At 52.7% G+C, this 19,587-nt stretch carries 17 protein-coding genes; 16 read left to right on the top strand and 1 reads right to left on the bottom strand.

The genetic code is table 11. The features are described from left to right. Positions 1-67 precede the first annotated feature (67 nt). Both R70723_RS18595 and dut read left to right on the top strand, forming a co-directional pair. A complete protein-coding gene (locus R70723_RS18595) occupies positions 68-1,336 on the top strand; it encodes a M16 family metallopeptidase (RefSeq protein WP_039874176.1) in 1,269 nt (422 codons plus the stop codon). Beyond that, positions 1,305-1,757 (top strand): dUTP diphosphatase, encoded by a 453-nt coding sequence (gene dut / locus R70723_RS18590; RefSeq protein WP_039874175.1) that lies wholly within the window; start codon positions 1,305-1,307, stop codon positions 1,755-1,757. Before R70723_RS18595 ends, dut begins: the two co-directional genes overlap by 32 nt. 94 nt (positions 1,758-1,851) lie before the next feature. Here dut and R70723_RS18585 read toward each other — a convergent pair whose 3' ends face one another. Further along, the gene (locus R70723_RS18585; RefSeq protein ID WP_039874174.1) at positions 1,852-3,237 is read right to left on the bottom strand and encodes a S41 family peptidase; all 1,386 of its coding nucleotides are present in this window, start codon (positions 3,235-3,237) and stop codon (positions 1,852-1,854) included. Between the two features lie 169 nt (positions 3,238-3,406). Here R70723_RS18585 and dpsA point away from each other — a divergent pair, with 169 nt between their 5' ends. From dpsA to ymfI, 14 genes are all read left to right on the top strand, one after another. Further along, the gene (gene dpsA, locus R70723_RS18580; protein ID WP_039874173.1) at positions 3,407-4,303 is read left to right on the top strand and encodes a dipicolinate synthase subunit DpsA; all 897 of its coding nucleotides are present in this window, start codon (positions 3,407-3,409) and stop codon (positions 4,301-4,303) included. Then, positions 4,304-4,900, top strand: a complete 597-nt coding sequence (locus tag R70723_RS18575) for a dipicolinate synthase subunit B (RefSeq protein WP_039874172.1) — start codon at positions 4,304-4,306, stop codon at positions 4,898-4,900. Between the two features lie 114 nt (positions 4,901-5,014). Continuing rightward, entirely contained in the window at positions 5,015-6,235 is a 1,221-nt protein-coding gene (gene dapG, locus R70723_RS18570) for an aspartate kinase (RefSeq protein ID WP_039874171.1), read from the top strand. Positions 6,236-6,251: 16 nt separating this feature from the next. Next, positions 6,252-7,127 carry a 4-hydroxy-tetrahydrodipicolinate synthase gene (gene dapA / locus R70723_RS18565; protein ID WP_039874170.1) on the top strand — a complete coding sequence of 292 codons (876 nt, stop codon included), beginning with the start codon at positions 6,252-6,254 and terminating at the stop codon, positions 7,125-7,127. 551 nt (positions 7,128-7,678) lie between these two features. Further along, a complete protein-coding gene (locus R70723_RS18560; RefSeq protein WP_039874168.1) occupies positions 7,679-9,361 on the top strand; it encodes a ribonuclease J in 1,683 nt (560 codons plus the stop codon). Between the two features lie 158 nt (positions 9,362-9,519). After that, the gene (locus tag R70723_RS18555; protein ID WP_039874167.1) at positions 9,520-10,017 is read left to right on the top strand and encodes an RNA polymerase sigma factor; all 498 of its coding nucleotides are present in this window, start codon (positions 9,520-9,522) and stop codon (positions 10,015-10,017) included. Continuing rightward, positions 10,014-11,024 (top strand): anti sigma factor C-terminal domain-containing protein, encoded by a 1,011-nt coding sequence (locus R70723_RS32175; RefSeq protein ID WP_052421381.1) that lies wholly within the window; start codon positions 10,014-10,016, stop codon positions 11,022-11,024. The genes R70723_RS18555 and R70723_RS32175 overlap by 4 nt, the downstream gene beginning before the upstream one ends. A 108-nt stretch (positions 11,025-11,132) precedes the next feature. Then, on the top strand, positions 11,133-11,912 hold the full coding sequence (locus R70723_RS18545; protein ID WP_039874166.1) for a ClpP family protease: 780 nt from the start codon (positions 11,133-11,135) through the stop codon (positions 11,910-11,912). Beyond that, positions 11,909-12,124 carry a YlzJ-like family protein gene (locus R70723_RS18540; protein ID WP_039874165.1) on the top strand — a complete coding sequence of 72 codons (216 nt, stop codon included), beginning with the start codon at positions 11,909-11,911 and terminating at the stop codon, positions 12,122-12,124. Before R70723_RS18545 ends, R70723_RS18540 begins: the two co-directional genes overlap by 4 nt. Before the next feature lie 89 nt (positions 12,125-12,213). Then, positions 12,214-14,886 (top strand): FtsK/SpoIIIE family DNA translocase, encoded by a 2,673-nt coding sequence (locus tag R70723_RS18535; RefSeq protein WP_039874162.1) that lies wholly within the window; start codon positions 12,214-12,216, stop codon positions 14,884-14,886. 271 nt (positions 14,887-15,157) lie between these two features. Continuing rightward, entirely contained in the window at positions 15,158-16,012 is an 855-nt protein-coding gene (gene sleB, locus R70723_RS18530) for a spore cortex-lytic enzyme (protein ID WP_039874159.1), read from the top strand. A 212-nt stretch (positions 16,013-16,224) separates the two neighbouring features. Then, positions 16,225-17,463: an EF-P 5-aminopentanol modification-associated protein YfmF gene (yfmF, locus tag R70723_RS18525; protein WP_179088024.1), complete on the top strand. Its 1,239-nt coding sequence runs from the start codon at positions 16,225-16,227 to the stop codon at positions 17,461-17,463. Positions 17,464-17,466: 3 nt separating this feature from the next. Further along, the gene (gene yfmH, locus R70723_RS18520) at positions 17,467-18,747 is read left to right on the top strand and encodes an EF-P 5-aminopentanol modification-associated protein YfmH (RefSeq protein WP_039874155.1); all 1,281 of its coding nucleotides are present in this window, start codon (positions 17,467-17,469) and stop codon (positions 18,745-18,747) included. Next, entirely contained in the window at positions 18,747-19,514 is a 768-nt protein-coding gene (gene ymfI / locus R70723_RS18515; RefSeq protein ID WP_039874153.1) for an elongation factor P 5-aminopentanone reductase, read from the top strand. The genes yfmH and ymfI overlap by 1 nt, the downstream gene beginning before the upstream one ends. Positions 19,515-19,587: the final 73 nt, after the last annotated feature.

Below are 19,587 nucleotides of genomic sequence, written 5' to 3'. Positions count from 1 at the left end.
TGGTAGGATTAAACTCGCTTAATAAATAGTCAGAACAGAAACAGGGCTATGCCAGGAGGACGCAGAATTGGACAAAATCGTATTATCAAACGGCCTGCGGGTGGTTACTGAAAAGATTGCCACCGGCCGGTCCGTTTCCTTTGGAATCTGGGTCAGAACCGGTTCCCGTAACGAGAACCCGTTGAACAACGGGATTTCCCATTTCATTGAACATATGCTGTTTAAGGGCACCGAGCGCTTCAGCGCCAAGGATATAGCAGAGCAGTTCGATGCCATCGGCGGCAACGTCAATGCCTTTACCTCGAAGGAATATACGTGTTATTATGCAAAAGTGCTCGATGAGCATCTGCCGATCGCGGTGGATGTGCTTTCCGATATGTTTTTCCGCTCAAAGTTTGATGCTGAAGAGCTGGCTAAGGAAAAAAACGTCATTCTTGAAGAAATCGCCATGTGCGAGGATACGCCGGATGATCTGGTGCATGATCTGATGTGTGCAGCCGCTTACGGTGAGCATCCGCTGGCTTATTCAATACTCGGCCTCAAAGAGCGTTTGCTGGAAATGACGCCCGACGATCTTCGCGCCTACATGAACGAGCAGTATACGATTGAAAATACAGTGATCAGTGTAGCCGGCAACATCGATGACGGTCTTATTGACCTGCTGGAGCGTCATTTCGGCGCCTTCGACAATCACGGCCAGGCTCCAGAGCTGACAGCGCCTGATTATCAGGGCGGACTGCTGTTCCACCGCAAAAAAACCGAGCAGAACCACATCTGTATCTCATTGCCGGGCGTGCAGAGCGGCGGACCGCTGCAGTATCCGATGGTGCTGCTTAACAATACGGTCGGGGGCGGAATGAGCTCACGCCTGTTCCAGGAGATCCGTGAGAAGCGCGGACTGGCTTATTCGGTATACTCGTACCACAGCTCCCAGGCGGACAGCGGCTTGTTCACCGTGTATGCGGGAACTGCGCCCAAGCAGACTAAAGAGGTAACTGAGCTGGTCAAGGAAATGATGCAGGAGCTGGCTGTGAAGGGCATCAGTGAGGATGAGCTGAGAAAAGGTAAAGAGCAGCTCAAGGGCAGCCTGATTCTCAGCCTTGAAAGCACCAGCAGCCGGATGAACCGGATTGGTAAAAATGAGCTGATGCTGGGCAGACATGATACACTTGACGATATGATTGACAAAATCAGCCGGGTGACGATGGACGATGTGAACCGGCTGCTGGACCATATGTTTGCTGAACCTCTCGCACTGGCGATGGTCGGCTCAACAGATAAAGCGATTGCCAATGTTAGGAGAGATGATCTTGTCTTATCACGTTCAAATCAATAAGCTTCCGGGTAACGAAGATGTACAGCTGCCGCGCAAAATGTCGGAGCAGGCTTCAGGCTTTGACCTGCATGCGTCAGTAGCTGAGCCTGTCGTGCTTGCTCCCGGCGAGCGCGCCCTAATTCCTACAGGTATTGCCCTGGCGATGCCGGACGGGCTGGAGGCGCAGATCCGCCCGCGCAGCGGGCTTGCTTTTAAGCACGGCATTACCTGCCTCAATACACCGGGAACGATCGATGCCGATTACCGCGGTGAGATTAAGGTGCTGCTGATCAACCTGGGGCAGGAGCCTTTTACGATTGCCTGCAATGAGCGGATTGCCCAGATGGTGTTCCAGGCTGTTCCGGCGGTGACGCTGGTGGAAGTGGAAGAGCTGTCTGAAACGGAGCGCGGAGCCGGCGGCTTTGGCCATACCGGGAAGTAAGGATTTATTGCACATCTAAAAGCTTGCAGATAACCCGCCTATTAGGGGGCTGTCTGCAAGCTTTTTTCTGCTGCAAAGTCTTTATTTGCCGCTGCTATTTCAGTTTCAGGTCTGCACGCACAATCTCACGCAGCATCTCCAGCTGGGCATCACGCCGCTCGATAATATCTTTGGCTGTTGTGTAGGCTTCAATGTCCGGCTGCAGGGAATCTGCTGGATCACGTTCCGGTGCTGACCGGGTGAACTGCTTAAAAGAAGTCTGAAAATGGATGCCGGAGGCAGGGAGCTGGAAGGTTAAAATATCCCCGTACGATGAAGGCTGGTTGCCCGTTGCCTCACCGATAATCCGGCCCAGGCCGTTATCCTGGACAATGACAGCGAACATGTTGGCTGAGCTAAAGGTATGCGCAGACGTCAGCAGATACAGCTTTCCTTTGTAAGGGGAATCTGTCTTCAGGACGTTCTTGATAAGCTGCCTTGGTGATTGCACTATCCCGCTATCCTGATCCGCCCCGTAAGCTTTTTTAACCTGCGGGGAGTAACGGACAAGAGAGCCGTAGCTGTAATAGGACTCAACATCCGTGTAAGCAAGAAATTCATTGATAACGGATGAGTCACCGCCCCCGTTACTGCGCAGATCCACCGCAACATGCTGGATGCCCCGCGATTTAACCTCATCAAAAAACTGCTGGACCGCTACCTGATACTTTCTGTTATTTACACACGTATTCAGCTGAAAAATGCCCAACGACAGCTCGTCCTCGAATGAATAGGAAAAGGGGACATCGCCTGCAGGATAAGGACGGTACTCCTTATGTGCAAGCTTATCTGCAAGCTCTAGTGTTTCTGAAATCGTTCCGGCTCCCCGTTTTACGGTTACCTCAACCTGATTATCTGCAGCCAGCCCCAGATGGCGGAGCATAAATTCTGCCCTCAGCAGGCTGGTTCCCTGCACTCTGACCCATTGCTTGTTCTCAGCCGGAATAATTCCGGCCAGCTCCCGCTCCAGCTCATCTATGCTGCGTCCGCTCATAGCGGTAACAATGTCGCCGTTGCGAAGTGTTCCCCGGTCTTCCGTTACCACAAGCCCATCCTTGCTCCAGAACAGCGGAAGGTCGAGCAATTTCTGATTCTGCAGCTCCCAGTACATATTCGTGTGCCCGTCGTGCAGCAGTGAAGTGATGGTATTGACGATAAAGTGAAAGGCTTCCTCAGTCTGATCCGTTTGAATCGTTTCATATGCCTCGCTGATTGCCTGCTGCTGTCCGCTGCTCCAGCCGTTTATCAGGGCGGGATGAACCTGAACCAGCGTTTCAGTTAAAAAGTCAAGATCCTGCTTCATCTGCTCCGGCTTTATGAACGCTCCGGCTGCCTGTCCGCCCTTATCCCCGGAATCTGCAAATGTAATATAGATCGATGCGGCTGCCACAACGGCCGCTGATACCAGCAGCAGTGCAGCCAGCTTCCATTTCGCTTTCATGTTCTGGTTTCTCCTTTACCATTTTTAACTAACTATAGGATGATTTCTGGTGATTTTCTGTGACTTATGTGGACCGCCCAGTAATTCTGCTCCGCTCTTCACCCATCCGACGGACCCGGCATAAGATGCTTTATAGTCGAATGTGTATGTGGAAAGGAGCGTCATCCCTATGCTTACTGGCATCAGGATCGTGTTCCTGGGCGGGGACGCGAGACAGCTTGAAGTGATTCGAAAATGTGTGGATATGGATGCGGCGGTCAGCGCCGCCGGATTCGAGAAATGGGATGCCCCTAGCCCGGGGGTTAACCTGGAACAACTGTCGCCTGAGCTGTTAAGCCATGCTGATGTGCTGGTGCTGCCTACAGTAGGCTGTGATGAAGAAGGAAACATCAATGCGCTGTTCTCCTCCGGCCGTCTGCAGCTGCTGGATGAGCATGCTGCGGCCCTGCCGGCGGGCTGTACAGTATATACGGGCATCGCCAAAAGCTATCTGCGAAGCCTGTGCGCAAGGCATAAGCTGAAGCTGGTGGAGCTACTGAACCGGGACGATGTAGCGATCTATAACTCGATTCCGACAGCGGAAGGCGCGCTGGTTATGGCCATTCAGAATACTGATTTTACCATTCATGGCTCTACCTCTATGGTGCTGGGAATGGGGCGTACCGGCTTTACTATGGCAAGGGCGCTGCAGGGCCTCGGTTCCACAGTGAAGGTAGGCGTGCGGAAGCAGGAGCATTTTGCCCGGGCGGCGGAGATGGGCTGGAAGCCGTTTATGACCGGGGAGCTGCTGCAGCAGGTGAGTGATACGGATCTGATTTTTAATACGATACCAAACATGATTATTACGGCACAGATTCTTACCCGGGTTCCCAGGCAGTGCGTAATTATCGATCTGGCCTCAGCTCCCGGCGGCTGTGACTTCCGGTATGCGGAGAAGCGCGGCATTAAGGCGATGCTTGCCCCCGGTCTGCCAGGGATTGTCGCCCCGAAAAGCGCCGGGATGATTATGGGCAATGCGCTGGTGCAGTCGATCTCGGAGGAGATTCTAAACAAGGGGGACCAATAAATGGATTGGCACGGAAAAACAGTAGGTTACGCGATTACCGGCTCACACTGCACCTTTGCTGAGGTGATGCCGCAGATTCAGCGGTTTATGGACGGGGGCGCAAAGGTTGTGCCGATTGTATCCTCCTCTGTACTGAATACAGATACCCGGTTCGGCACATCGGAAAATTGGCTAAAACAGTTGAAAGATATAACGGGGAATGATATCATTTCTACAATTGTTGATGCGGAACCGCTGGGTCCATCCAAGCTGCTCGATGTGCTGACAATAGCTCCCTGCACAGGCAATACGACGAGCAAGCTGGCTAACGCCATGACTGACAGCCCTGTCCTGATGGCTGCGAAATCGCAGATGCGCAACGGTCGGCCGCTTGTGCTGGCCATTTCCACTAATGACGGGCTCGGGCTGAATGCGGCGAATATTGCGAAGCTTCTGGTAGCCAAACATATTTATTTTGTGCCGTTCGGCCAGGATAACCCTGAGGGCAAGCCCAATTCGCTTGTAGCACGCATGGAACTGATTCCTGAAGCCTGCTACGCCGCCCTGCAGGGCAAACAGCTGCAGCCGATGATTATCGAACGGTTTCATTCAGCATAGCTTTGAGGCCTGCGTGGAGCAGGCTTATCATAGGGTTTACTTTTTGCCGTCCTCATTTTGAGGGCGGTTCAACACTTTTTGAGCTTGTTAGAGAAGTAATGGAGGAATTATACAATGGGTATTTTAGTGCAAAAATTCGGCGGCACCTCACTTTCGACACCGGCGGCTAGAGAGCATGTCATCCGTCATGTCAGACGGGAGCTCGCAAGCGGATTCAGCCTGGTAGTAGTAGTCTCGGCTATGGGCCGCAAAGGCGAGCCTTATGCCACAGACACCCTGCTGGACTGGGCTGTGCAGAACGGCAACGCGCTGCCTGACCGGGAGAAGGATCTGCTGATGTGCTGCGGGGAGATTATCTCGGCAACCACACTCTGCGGACTGCTGGAAGAGCAGGGCATCCGTTCCACTGTGCTGACAGGGGCACAGGCAGGCTTTTTGACAGACAGCAATTACGGAAATGCCAGAATTCTCGATGTGCGCACCGAACGGATTCTACGCGAACTGCGCGAGCATAAAGTAGTAATAGTAACCGGGTTCCAGGGTCAGACCGAAGCCGGGGATTTCACGACTCTTGGCAGAGGCGGCAGTGATACGTCGGCAACTGCGCTTGGAGCGGCGCTCCGTGCAGATATGGTCGATATTTACACCGATGTTGACGGAATTCTGACCGCTGATCCGCGGATTGTCGAAGATGCGAAGCCGTTGACCTATGTCAGCTATACCGAAATCTGTAATATGGCTTACCAGGGGGCAAAGGTGATTCATCCTCGTGCCGTGGAAATTGCCATGCAGGCCAATATTCCGGTGCGTGTGCGCTCGACCTTCTCCGAGCTGGAGGGGACGCTTGTCACCCATCCCGAAGGGTTCAATGATGTTTCCAACGGTGTTATAGACCGGTTTGTAACCGGGATTGCCTATGTGAGCAATATTACGCAGATTTCCGTGGAATGCCCTGACGGGAACGGCACAGGCGTACAGCTGCAGATTTTTAAAAGCATGGCTGATAACGGCATTAGTGTCGATTTCATCAATGTAACGCCTACTGAGGCGCTTTATACCGTTAATGACGACAAATCCGAGCGGGCTATTGCTGCACTGCAGGAGCTCGGGCTGCGGCCAAAGAGCCTGTCCGGCTGCGCCAAGGTTTCGGTCATCGGCGGCGGAATCAACGGCGTGCCGGGCATTATGGCCCGGATCGTTGAGGCGCTCAGCTCGCAGAATATTCAGATCCTGCAGTCTGCGGATTCGAATACCACAATCTGGGTTCTCGTGAAAAAAGAAGATATGGTGCAGTCGCTGCGTGCGCTGCATACCAAATTTGAATTGCACCGCTGACAAGGAGGAATTCAAAGTGGATTTCGGAAGACTAATCACTGCGATGGTAACCCCCTTTGACGGGGAAGGAGAAATTAACTGGGAGATGACCTTCCGGTTAGTCGATTATCTGATCGAAGAGCAGAAATCCGAAGCGCTGGTTGTCTGCGGCACGACGGGGGAATCGCCCACCTTAACCGATGAGGAGAAGCTGCGGCTGTTTTCCTTTGTGCTGGACAAAGCAGACGGACGCTGTAAAGTCATAGCCGGAACCGGCACCAACAGCACCAGACATTCCATACATCTTACAAAGGAAGCGGAAAAGATCGGCGTGGACGGTGTCCTGCTGGTCGTCCCTTATTACAACAAACCGAATCAGGAAGGGCTGTATCAGCATTTCTCGGCCATTGCCGCAAGCACCGCCTTGCCCTGCATCCTGTATAATGTTCCCGGCCGTACAGGCGTCAGTATGAGTGCGGCAACAACACTGCGGCTTGCAGACATTCCGAATATCGTTGCCACCAAGGAATGCGCGTCTGTAGACCAGATTACGCTGATCGCTACAGCCTGCCGTGAGGATTTTCATGTCTATACGGGGGATGACTCCGCCGGCCTGGCTACATTAGCTGTCGGCGGGCACGGAATTATCAGTGTGGCAGGCCATATCATTGGCTCGCAGATGTCAGAGATGATCCAGTCGTATGTTTCGGGTGATGTTAAGCGCGCCGGAGAGCTTCACCGTCAGCTGTTCCCGGTATTTAAGGGTCTGTTCGAGTGTCCTCAGCCTTTGCCGAATCCGGCCGCGGTCAAGTATGCACTGTCGCTGCGCGGACTGGACGTTGGCTCTGTAAGGCTCCCGCTGGTCGGACCGGATGAGGCCGAGGCCGCTTTTATCGAGGCTCTGCTGAAATAGCCCGTTATTTGTTCTTAGAATGTAAATGCATTAGCCGGCATCCCTTTTCAGGGGGCCGGTTTTTTATGCCTTTCTGCATTTTTCGTGAGAACCCAGCTTGAACTTTTTCGCAAATAATGCCTGTATTTTAAGGAAAGAATAAGCTTACATAGCGGATGACTTGTCTTTTGCCAAAAAAATCATGTATAATGTTCTTAAGTGACTGGGTGCGGTTAATTAAATATGCGGTAATCTTCCGTCAATGTTTATTTTACATTGTGAGACAGGGTAGGTCCTTGTACAAGTCTGTGCTATTGCTGTTGATTTTTTTGCGCGAGGGGCGCGGCAGTGGCGTTTGACGGATATTATCCGGCTAAAGAAGCTACTCACTGCTTGATTTCGGGATTTTTCGCATTGCACAGCAGAGGCATGATCAGACTTAAGGCGATATCCCTGTTCTTTATGGAAGCTATCGGCAATTTGAACAAAGTGTTCAGCGCCGCTGAAATATGAAGCTTAATGATTTGCCAATAAAAGGGTGACGTCCAACATCATAGGAGGGTTAGATTCATTTGTCCAAAAAAAATAACAACAACGAAAAGCTAACGATTTTCGCTTTGGGCGGGGTCGGGGAAATCGGTAAAAACATGTATGTAGTCCAATATGCTAACGACATTGTGGTCGTGGATGCAGGACTCAAATTCCCGGAAGAGGATATGCTCGGTATTGATATTGTTATCCCAGACATCTCATACCTGACAGAGAACCGTGACAAGGTTAGAGGGATTGTCCTCACTCACGGACATGAGGATCACATCGGCGGACTGCCGTATGTACTCAAGAACCTGAATGTTCCCGTATACGGAACAAGACTTACACTCGGCCTGGTCGAGAACAAGCTGAAGGAAGCCAATCTGCTTGGCGAAACAAAGCGCATTCTGATCAATGAAGATTCGGTTATTGACCTGGGAACTTCCCTGCAGGTAACTTTCTTCAGAACTAACCACAGTATTCCGGACTCTGTAGGCGTATGCATTGAGACACCGGAAGGTAATGTTGTTCATACAGGTGACTTCAAATTTGACCATACACCGGTTAACGGGCAATATGCGAACCTGCACCGGATGGCCGAAATCGGCCAGAAGGGCGTGCTTGCCCTTATGTCAGACAGCACCAATGCTGAGAAGCCGGGCTTTACACCTTCTGAGAAGAATGTCGGCATCGTGCTGGAGGATATCTTCCGCAAGGCTGACCAGCGTGTAGTTGTGGCGACCTTTGCCTCTAACGTGCACCGCATCCAGCAGGTGGTTAATGCCGCTGAATCCACCGGCCGCAAGATTACCGTAATCGGACGCAGCATGGTTAACGTAGTTGCCATTGCTTCCGAGCTTGGCTATCTGCATGTACCGGACGGTATGCTGATTGAGCCTGAGGAAATGAACCGCATGGCTGCTAACCGCGTTGTTGTGCTCTGCACAGGCAGCCAGGGAGAGCCGATGTCGGCACTTACCCGCATGGCCCGCTCCAGTCACCGTAAGGTGGATATCCTGCCGGGAGATACCGTTATCATTGCGGCAACTCCGGTTCCGGGCAACGAGAAATATGTTGGCCGTACCATTGATGAACTGTTCCGCCTCGGTGCCAATGTAATCTACAGCGGCTCGAACTCCGGCGTTCACGTATCCGGCCACGGCAGCCAGGAAGAGCTCAAGCTAATGCTTAACCTGATGAAGCCGAAATACTTCATTCCAATCCACGGTGAATTCCGGATGCAGCGCAGACATGCGCTTCTGGCAGAATCCGTCGGCGTGGAGCCAAGCAATATCTTCATCACCGAAATTGGTGAAGTCATTGAAATTCAGGGCGGCGGAGCCCGCAGAGCCGGTAAGGTTACTGCCGGTAACGTGCTGATTGACGGTCTGGGTGTCGGCGATGTGGGTAACATCGTACTGCGCGACCGCAAGCTGCTGTCCCAGGACGGTATCCTGGTAGTTGTTGTAACGCTGAGCAAGCAGAATGGAGCGATTGTCTCCGGGCCGGATATCATTTCCCGCGGCTTTGTATATGTCCGCGAGTCCGAAGGACTGCTGGATGAAGCCAACCGCATTGTATCCAGCACGCTGCAGCGCCTGATGAGCGAGAAGGTCAACGAATGGGCTTCCCTCAAGACCAGCGTCAAAGATTCGCTCGGACGCTTCCTGTACGAACAGACGCGCCGCAGACCGATGATTTTGCCGATCATTATGGAAGTGTAAGAAGATAGCTTCTTCTATTTAAATAAGCAGGGCTCAAGAGCCCCTTCTCCCCCGGAAATATTGGACGGTTTCCTGGGGAGGAGGGGTTTTTGTTATTTTTTGCAGCAGGTTAACAACATTTCCTCCGTTCAATCGTTATACTGCCAGGGAGGTGCACAATGGGGGCTAAGCTGAAGGAACAGCTGCTGGGGGCCAAGATGGTCGAGATCCGCAGATACCTGATCCGTCTGGGCGCAGCGCCTGAGGATGCGGAGGATATCGTACAGGATACTGTCTGCAAGGCACTGCAGTATATCAGCGGGATTGAAGAGCGTAATTTCAGCGCCTGGCTCTATAAGGTTGCGATTAACCGTTATTATGATTTGTGCCGCAGACATAAACGGTTCCAGTACACCATGGAGGCAGAGGAGCAGGCAGCGCCGGATAGGGAGCAGCCGGAGTCACAGTTATTACAGCGTGAGCAGAAGGAACGGATAGAGGAGACGCTGAACCGGCTGGTTCCGGCGAACCGGCAGCTGATCCTGCTCAAATACGAGATGGGCTTCACGTACAAAGAAATCGCAGCACTGCTGGGAATCAGTGAAGGGACGGTTAAAGCGTCTTTATACCGGGCCAGACAACAGTTTCAACAATTTTACGGAGGTGAGGCACATTGACTGCCCCATGGAATGAAGAAGAGGATAAACAGCTGGCGCAGGTGCTCAAGAAGGCTAAACGCAAAAGTATGGTACGCAGTATTATCATTTCATTAGCTGTTGTCCTTGTGACTTTAACCGCTATATTTTTTGGTGCTGCCCAGATGGTGAACCACAGGTCATCTGAGACCCTGATGAGTGAGTGGAGATACAGGATGATTGCCAGCCCTAATGAATATGAATCAGGGTATAAGGATACGCGGGGATTTCTATCCGGTGTGCTGGAAACCAACACCTATAAAATTATCGAAGGTGTTCCTATTCCCTGGAAGCAAGAATGGATTAACTACAATGAATGGTGGTTTCCATTTACTACAGGCGCATATGGCGGTACATCGCCTCTGACAGTCAGCAATTCGGAGCTGGAGCAGGCCGGCTATGAATACGGCAGACAGTATAACCCTTACAATGGGCAGCGGGAGATGCTGTACTATATTCCAGAGGTGGATTATAACGGTAAGATTTTTAATGATCTTTCGCTGCTTAGTGAAATGGAGCCCGGGAAGCTTGCAGAAATGTCATTGTCATTTGATAAAGCGTATTCGTTTGCGGAGGTACAGGACATGCTGCCTGCAGGAGTAGCACAGGTATGGTATTGGGTGGATACGTACGGTGAACGCAAAGGCTTTCATTTTGAACCCCGGGATGACGGGGACGGCGGAACAAGTTATCCTTTGCCAATGGCCGGGTATGGGGTATACGGCTTCGGAAACAGCCGTGATGGTTACAAGGTGACACCGCAGGACTTTGTCGATAACGTTCGATACGGGTTAGCTGGCAAGGACATATACTATGAGGAGTATAAGGAGATCCATCAGAATCTGAAAAAAGATAAGGCCGAGCCGGATGCAACCGATGTACGTATTCTGGGAGTAGTAGTTACAGGTACGGCTTCCGGCCTGAGCAGCCTGCAGGGCAAGAATTATATCCGCGGCGCAGTGCTCGGGGCAGTTGCAGACAGGTACTAAATGTAAAACACCATTTTTGCATAAGCGGCTAACCGAAAATGTCATACTAAGCTTAGTCAGTATGGCTGCAGCTTCACATAAGCTGTAAGCGGAAAGGGTGAGCTGTAGATGTCAATGATGCAGGGATCAGAAACAGGTAATAATGGTGAGATGCAGCCGGAGGAAACCAAGCCGGCCGTTCCTGAAGCAGTGCCGCCTGCTGTTAATATGATTAAAGAACTGGGCCAGACGGCAGTACCGAGTGCAGAGCCGGATATTTTCTGCATGACCATTATCGGACAGATCGAAGGGCATTTCGTGCTTCCGCCGCACAATAAAACAACCAAATACGAGCATATCATTCCGCAGCTGGTCGCAGCTGAGCAGAATAAGAATATTAAAGGCCTCCTGATCATTCTGAATACAGTCGGCGGCGATGTAGAAGCGGGTCTGGCCATTGCCGAAATGATTGCATCCCTGTCCAAGCCGACAGTTACCGTGGTGATCGGCGGCGGGCACAGCATCGGTGTGCCGATTGCAGTAGCGTCAACCTACTCCATCATTGCCGAGAGCGCAACGATGACCATTCATCCGATCCGGATGAACGGGCTTGTTATCGGTGTGCCGCAGACCTTTGAATATATGGAACGGATGCAGGAGAGGATGGTTCGCTTCGTTACCTCCCACTCCCGGATCAGTGAACAGATGTTCAAGGATCTGATGTTCAAAACGGGTGAGCTGAACCGTGACATCGGTACTGCCGTCGGCGGCTACGATGCAGTCAAGTTCGGGCTGATGGATGAGGTAGGCGGGATTGGTGCCGCCCTTGCCCATCTAAACCGGATGATTGCCGGTTCTTCCATCCAGACTGCAGCCGGTGAATTAGTACAGGGAGGGCTGCCGCAATGACCTTCTATACCGTTGTACCGCTTGAGCAAATGTTTGAGGGGGCCTACAGCAACGGGCAGCAGCTGCAGGAGGTGACAGTCGGTGGAATGCTGATGCAGGTGGAGCCGCTGGAAGGCAGACAGGCAAGGATTATACGGCTGCTGCAGTGTCCGCTGGACAAGTATCTTGATCCGGCGTTCGCTCCCGGTGCAGTTGTTGATTACGATAAATAAGTAAACGGCATGAAGTTGCATTTTTTTACAGAACAGAACATAGGTACGCCACGCCATTATATGGTATAATGTTGCCGGGGGTGGCTGGCGTGGCTAAACGGAGAAAGAGAAAGTCAAAGAAAAAAGCGACAATCGGCAGCGTTCTTAAATATGAAATTTACGGCATTATGCTTATTACTATTTCGGTAATTGCTCTATCCGGCGAAGCAGCAGTAGGGCGTTCTCTGTCCAGTATGGCGGGCTACCTGCTGGGCAGATTTTATTTTGTCCTGCCGCTCGTTGGCATTATCTACGGTCTGATGGTAATGATAAACAGAAAGTGGCCGTCCGGCTGGAACAGCCGTTATACCGGGGCGGTATTGCTGGTGCTGTCGTTATGCCTGATGAGTTCCATATCGGCCATGCAGCAGAAGCTGGGGCCTGTTAACATGCTTCATCCCGGCAATGTGCTGGCACAAATACATAATGATCTTTCCGGCGCGTTGAAGCCGGGTGCAAGCGACAGCAGTGTCTATCTGCTGGGTAAGGATATCAGCGGCGGATATTTAGGCGCGCTGGTATTCGCCGGGCTGCTGTGGCTGTTCGGCACCTTGGGCGCGAAGCTGATTATGATTGTCATGCTGGCGATCAGCTTCATGCTGGTTACCAACCTTTCCTATGTGGAGCTGTTCTCATTGCTGCGGGTACGCTCTGTGAAGCTGCTGGAGAGCCTCCGGCAGCGGGCGGCTAACCGCCCTGCTGCGGTTCCGGTAGCCCCGCGTCAATCAAGAGCGGGCAGAGCCGCAGCAGCGGCTCCTCCTGACATCGAGGAGGACGAGGATGAAGAAGACGAGCCGTCGCTTCCGAGAAGAAGCCAGCCGCTGTTCTTCCGCAGGATAGGAGGATGGCTCAGCGGCGCTTCCAATGCTCCGGATCACACAGAAGGTTCAGAGCAGAGCCTGCAGGCTGACGGAGGAGCTGTCAGCTCAGCTTCGCCTGTACTTCCGGTTATCTCCGGGCTGGAGGCAGATATTACACGTGCAGTATCTGATGATCCTTCCGCTTATGAGCCTTCCGAAGAGGAGGTGGAGCCTGTAACCCCGATTATCCGGGATTTCTTTGAACACATCCGTTCAGAGGGCCTGAGTGAGGAAGAACGGGAAGAGTGGGGCGGGTTTTCCCCGGCTGCCCGTAGCGCAGGAACGCGCAGCCCTGCTGGCTCCTCCGGTCAGGCAGCAGTCGAGCCATCGGGTACATCCGATATTCCGGACGAAGAGGTCACAGTGGAGCTTGATGGCCTGCTTGGCACAGCCGAGGGAGGGGAGCCGGTTCCGGCCCCGCCGCTTCTTCCGCCGCCTAAGCCATACAAGCTGCCGCCCTTCCGCCTGCTGTCCAAGCCTAACGGCGGGGGCAAGGCAGGGGATCAGAATGATTACATGCAGACTGCCCGCAAGCTGGAGGCGACCCTGGAGAGCTTCGGAGTCAGGGCCAAAGTGCTTGAAGTGGTGCGCGGACCTGCCGTAACCCGTTACGAAATTCAGCCGGATATCGGGGTCAAGGTCAGCCGGATTGTCAATCTGACCGATGATATTGCCCTGGCGCTCGCGGCCAAGGATATCCGGATGGAAGCGCCGATTCCCGGGAAGTCGGCAATCGGCATCGAGGTACCGAATCCTGAGGTTTCTGTGGTTACGATGAGAGAGGTTATGGAGACGCAGATCTTCCAGGATGCCGAATCCCGGCTGTCCATTGCTTTCGGACGCGACATTTCCGGACAGACCATTATCGGCAATCTGGCGAAGATGCCCCATCTTCTCGTGGCAGGGGCTACCGGGTCAGGCAAGTCGGTTTGTATTAACGGAATTATCACCAGCATTCTATACAAAGCCAAGCCTGACGAGGTCAAGTTCCTGATGGTTGACCCTAAGATGGTGGAGCTCAATGTTTATAACGGCATACCGCATTTGCTGGCCCCGGTAGTAACGGATCCGAAAAGGGCCAGTCTGGCCCTCAAGAAGATCGTAGTGGAGATGGAGAAACGTTATGAGCTCTTCTCCAAATCAGGAACACGCAACGTGGAAGGCTACAACAATCTGATGAAGGATAACCCGGCGGCTATTCTGCCTTATATTGTCGTTATCGTGGACGAGCTCGCCGATCTGATGATGGTAGCTGCTAATGATGTGGAGGATGCAATCTGCCGTTTGGCCCAAATGGCGCGTGCGGCGGGCATCCATCTGATTATTGCCACTCAGCGTCCGTCCGTCGACGTTATCACGGGGCTGATCAAAGCGAATATCCCTTCCCGGATTGCCTTCGGCGTATCCTCGAATGTGGATTCACGGACGATTCTCGATATGCCTGGTGCAGAGAAGCTGCTGGGGCGCGGAGACATGCTGTTCCTTCCGATGGGAGCCTCCAAGCCGGTCCGCGTCCAGGGCGCTTTCATGAGCGACCAGGAAGTGGAGACCATTGTACAGTTCGTCAGCAGCCAGGGTGAGGCTGAATATGACGAGACGCTGGTACCTGAGGTGGATGATATGGTTTCAGAAGACCAGGAGCCGCAGGACGAGCTGTATGAGCAGGCTGTGCAGATTGTTCTGGAAGCGAAGCAGGCCTCCGTTTCACTGCTGCAGCGGCGGATGCGCGTAGGCTATACCCGTGCCGCCCGGCTGATTGATGCCATGGAAGCCCGGTCGGTCATCGGGCCTTACGAGGGCAGCAAGCCGCGTGAAGTTCTGATGTCTCTGGAGCAGTATCAGCAGAACCGGATCAGCTCTTAGACAGACATATAAATAGTACAGGCAGGGCACTCTTTCTTTTAGCAGAAAGGGTGCTTTTTGCGATTTATAAGTTATGGGGGTCCCCGCAAAGTATCTGAGTCAACATCCGTGATTTTCTACACTTTGTGGGGTTATTTTGCTGTGTCTGTTACTCCCGGAATCATAAGTAAGTGCGCTTACTCTTATGCCCATGCATAGGATGTCCTGCCAGTCGTCATAATAACTTTAGCCATCCATGTTGAACTTACAATAGAAAGGTAGAGCGACTCCAATGAAAAAACAAAAGCAATGGATATTAGCCTTAATGACGCTGGCACTGGCGGCTGCACCGTTTGCAGGGTTATTCTTTAAGGATCAGGAAGCCTATGCAAATCCGCAGACTGAAGCTGTCAGCCCTGTTTCCGGGGAAGAAGAAGCATTGCCGGCTTTCGGGACCACCCCGCTGAAGGTAGGCTCGTCCGGGCAGGATGTATATGAACTGCAGGGCCGGCTGAAGCACCTGGGGTACTACGGCGGGAAGATCGACAGCCAGTTCGGGGCAAAAACCAAAAATGCAGTAACCTGGTTCCAGTGGAAATTCGGAATGAAGGCAGATGGGATCGTCGGGGCTAAAACAAAGCTGAAGCTGTACAATGCGACCAAAGCATGGAAACCGACAGAGCCCTCAACTACCACAGCCAAAAAGAACACCGGGAACACAACCGCCAAAACCGGCAACGCTGCTAAAAAGAACAGCGGTGCTGAGCTGTCGTCAGGCAATACAATGGGCCTGTCCGAAAATGATCTGAAGATCATGGCCAATGCCGTTTACGGTGAGGCACGCGGAGAGCCGTTTGAGGGCCAGGTGGCGGTGGCCGCGGTAATCCTGAACCGGGTAAAATCTCCGAGCTTTCCCAACACGCCTTCCGGCGTTATTTTCCAGCCCGGCGCTTTCACGGCTGTAGCTGACGGGCAGATTTACCTGGAGCCTAATGAACAAGCCCGCAAGGCAGTTCAGCAGGCACTCAACGGCTGGGACCCTTCGGGCGGCTGCCTGTACTATTTTAATCCGAAGACAGCAACCTCTAAGTGGATTTGGACCCGGCCGCAGGTTATGACGATAGGAGAGCATATCTTCTGTATGTAAAATAGGGCTAAACCGCTGCTATCGGCACAGTACTCCGCCACTATACACTGACTCAGAGCAACCGGTAATTCTTCTGCCGGTTGCTTCCTTACTTTGGAATGGTTTAGAATGGATAATACTTCATAAACTTAAATTGTAGAGCATCTATCCACGCCGTAAAGGAGTTTTGGAACTTGACAAACAATGGATTTCAACATGGCAACGCTGCAGGCATGCGTATCCACGTGCTGCCGACCAAGGCGTTCAAAACGTTCGCCATTTCCCTCTATGCCGGAGTACCCCTGGATGAGAGCACAGTGACAGCAACGGCACTTGCTCCTTTTGTCCTCCGCAGAGGCACGGCCACTTACCCGGAAACGACACAGTTCCGCGAACGGCTGGAAGAGCTTTACGGAGCAGGCTTCGGCTTCGACATCTACAAACGGGGCGATTATCAGATTGTCCAGTTCCGGATGGATACGATCAATGATTCTTTTGTACAGAGCAAGGAAAGCCTGCTGGGAGAATCGTTTGCTTTTCTCGGCGAGGTATTGACCCGTCCCCTGCTGGAGGATGGAAGCTTCCGCGCCTCCTACGTTGCTACCGAGCGCGAGACTGTGCGCAAGAAGCTGGAAGCCATTGTGAACGACAAAATCCGTTATGCCGCTGAACGCTGCATTGAGGAGATGTGCCGCCAGGAGCCTTACCGCCTGCATCCGCTTGGCCAAAGAGCCGATCTGGACGGAATCACTCCGAAAAGCCTGTATGAATCGTACACAGCTTGGCTGGACGGGGCGATTCTGGATTTGTATGTTGTCGGCGATACTACTCCGGAAGAAGTCGAGAAGCTGGTCATCCGCCATTTTGGCCGCAGCCATAAGCAGGTGGAGTCTTACACTTCCAACTTTAAGCCAGTAACCGTATCAGAGGTCCGCACGGTTGAGGAGAAGCTGGATGTCAATCAGGGCAAGCTTAACATGGGGCTGCGTACCTCAATCACTTACTCAGACGACAGATATGCCTCAGCGCTGATGTATAACGGAATTTTGGGCGGCTATCCGCATTCCAAGCTGTTTGTTAACGTCCGTGAAAAGGAAAGCCTGGCTTATTATGCTTCTTCGCGCTACGACGGGCATAAGGGAATCGGGACGATTCAGTCTGGTATAGAGAACCAGAATTACGGCAAGGCAGTCGATATCATCCGCAAGCAGCTCGATGAGCTGAAGGCCGGTAATATCAGTGATCTGGAGCTGAATCAGACCAAGGCGATGATCCGCAATCTTTTGTCCGAAATCCAGGATTCCGCCTTTGAGCTGATCTCGTTCGATTTCAACCGCCAATTGTCCGGAAAAGACCGTTCTGCCCAGGAGCTGCTCGCTCAGGTGGACAGCACGGGTGCAGAAGATGTCAAGGCTGCTGCCGGCACCTTCCAGCTGGATACGATTTATTTCCTGACAGGGAAGGGGGAATAGCAGATGGAACAAATCCATTACGATAAGCTGCAGGAGACACTATATTATGAGGTTTTGGACAACGGGCTGAAGGTTTATGTGCTGCCCAAGCCGGCCTTCAAAAAAACCTATGCTACCTTTGCCACCAGATACGGCTCTGTGGACAACCACTTTAAAGTTGCCGGCGGTGAAGAGACTACCGTTCCGGACGGGATTGCCCATTTTCTTGAGCACAAAATGTTCGAAGAGCCGGAAGGCGATATCTTCGCCACCTTTGCTTCCAACGGCGCATCGGCCAATGCATTTACCAGCTTTGACCAGACCGTGTATCTCTTTTCGGCGACTGAAAATATCGAAACCAACCTCAGCACACTGGTTGACTTCGTACAGCGTCCGTATTTCACCGATGAGAATGTCGAGAAGGAAAAGGGAATCATCGGTCAGGAGATCAATATGTATGCCGACAATCCGGACTGGCGTGTCTATTTCGGTCTGATTGAAGCAATGTACTCCAAGCATCCAGTGCATATTGACATCGCCGGTACGGTCGAGTCCATCGCCACGATTACCAAAGAAACGCTTTACACCTGCTACAATTCCTTTTATCATCCGAGCAATATGCTGCTGTTCGTTGTCGGCGGCGTAGAGCCGGAGAAGGTATTTGAGCTCGTCCGCAATAACCAGGCTGCCAAATCCTACGACAAGCAAGGGGAAATCACCCGGATCTTCGAGGAAGAGCCTGCTCAGGTTGCGCAGAAGCATAAAGAGAGCCGGCTGGCTGTCTCGATGCCGAAATGCCTGTTCGGGTTCAAAGAGAAGCCGGAAGGGCTGACCGGAGAAGCGGCAGTGCGCCGTGACCTGACCACCAAGCTTATGCTTGACCTGCTGCTTGGAAGCAGTACGGCGTTATACCAGAAGCTGTATGACGAAGAGCTGATCTCTGACAGCTTCGGCCATGAATTCAACAGCTCTCCGCAATATGCGTTCTCAGCGATTGGCGGAGATACTAAGGACCCGGATCTGCTGCTGAAGCGGATTAAGGAAGAGATCAATGCCGTGCTGGCTTCCGGCTTTGCGGAAAAGGACTTTGAGCGTGCCCGCAAAAAGAAAATCGGCGGCTATCTGCGCATGCTGAATTCGCCTGAGAGCATTGCCCATGAATTCACGCGCTACCAGTTCCGCGGCGCCGATCTGTTTGAGGTGCTGCCCGTCTACGAGTCGATTACACTGGAAGATGTCAATGCCCGGCTCCGTGCCCATGTGGACTGGGAGCAGCTTAGCGTATCGCTTGTGGTGAGCCCTTAATGGCGTTAACGGGAGAGAGCAGCAAACCCATTAAAGAGATGACTGTGCTCATTACGGGAGGCAGCGGGGGGATCGGCGGCGCAATCGCTGAACGCTTTGCCTCCGTCGGGATGAACATTGTCATTCATTATATGCATTCGCATGAAGCAGCCAATGATGTAGCCCGCCGCTGCCTGGCGCTCGGGGCCAAGGTGCTTACAGTGGCTGCGGATATGAAGGACCGCGGCCAGCTGCTGCGCATGGCGGAACGGCTGGAGAGCAGCGGCATGCTTCCGGATATCCTGGTTAATAATGCCGGAAAGGCGCATTACGGTATGCTGGCAGATGTGACGGAAGAAGAATGGGACGATGTGATGTCCGTCAATCTCAAGGGCACTTTTTTGTGCAGCCAGATTTTTATGCCCTATATGGTTTCCCAGCGCTACGGCCGCATCATTAACGTATCCTCAGTCTGGGGAATCTCCGGCGCCTCCTGTGAAGTCGCCTATTCAGCCAGTAAAGGCGGTGTAAATGCCTTCACAAAAGCGCTGGCCAAGGAGCTGGCCCCTTCAGGGGTTACGGTTAATGCCGTTGCACCCGGAGCTGTCAACACGGCGATGCTGAACAACCTGCAGGAGGAGGAGCTGCGGCTGCTGGAGGAAGAAATTCCGGCCGGCCGGCTGGCCTCGCCCGAAGAGGTGGCTTCGCTTGTGTATTTTCTGGCCCTGCCTGAGTCGGGCTATATTACCGGACAGGTAATCAGTCCGAACGGCGGCTGGATTACGTAGCTGTGCTGTGTTTTTAAGCCGCCGGCTTGGAGAAATGCTCCAGCATAAAAGGTCAGCGTACGAGACATATTAT

The organism is Paenibacillus sp. FSL R7-0273, from assembly GCF_000758625.1.
Lineage (GTDB): Bacteria > Bacillota > Bacilli > Paenibacillales > Paenibacillaceae > Paenibacillus_AQ.
This window is presented reverse-complemented; position numbering and strand designations above follow the sequence as displayed.

Bases quoted from the DNA above. Each gene is read 5' to 3' on its own strand.
- dut (WP_039874175.1), top strand. From the start codon at position 1,305: ATGATCTTGTCTTATCACGTTCAAATCAATAAGCTTCCGGGTAACGAA.
- R70723_RS18585 (WP_039874174.1), bottom strand. From the start codon at position 3,237: ATGAAAGCGAAATGGAAGCTGGCTGCACTGCTGCTGGTATCAGCGGCC.
- dpsA (WP_039874173.1), top strand. From the start codon at position 3,407: ATGCTTACTGGCATCAGGATCGTGTTCCTGGGCGGGGACGCGAGACAG.
- R70723_RS18575 (WP_039874172.1), top strand. From the start codon at position 4,304: ATGGATTGGCACGGAAAAACAGTAGGTTACGCGATTACCGGCTCACAC.
- dapG (WP_039874171.1), top strand. From the start codon at position 5,015: ATGGGTATTTTAGTGCAAAAATTCGGCGGCACCTCACTTTCGACACCG.
- R70723_RS18555 (WP_039874167.1), top strand. From the start codon at position 9,520: ATGGGGGCTAAGCTGAAGGAACAGCTGCTGGGGGCCAAGATGGTCGAG.
- R70723_RS18545 (WP_039874166.1), top strand. From the start codon at position 11,133: ATGTCAATGATGCAGGGATCAGAAACAGGTAATAATGGTGAGATGCAG.
- R70723_RS18540 (WP_039874165.1), top strand. From the start codon at position 11,909: ATGACCTTCTATACCGTTGTACCGCTTGAGCAAATGTTTGAGGGGGCC.
- sleB (WP_039874159.1), top strand. From the start codon at position 15,158: ATGAAAAAACAAAAGCAATGGATATTAGCCTTAATGACGCTGGCACTG.
- yfmF (WP_179088024.1), top strand. From the start codon at position 16,225: ATGCGTATCCACGTGCTGCCGACCAAGGCGTTCAAAACGTTCGCCATT.
- yfmH (WP_039874155.1), top strand. From the start codon at position 17,467: ATGGAACAAATCCATTACGATAAGCTGCAGGAGACACTATATTATGAG.
- ymfI (WP_039874153.1), top strand. From the start codon at position 18,747: ATGGCGTTAACGGGAGAGAGCAGCAAACCCATTAAAGAGATGACTGTG.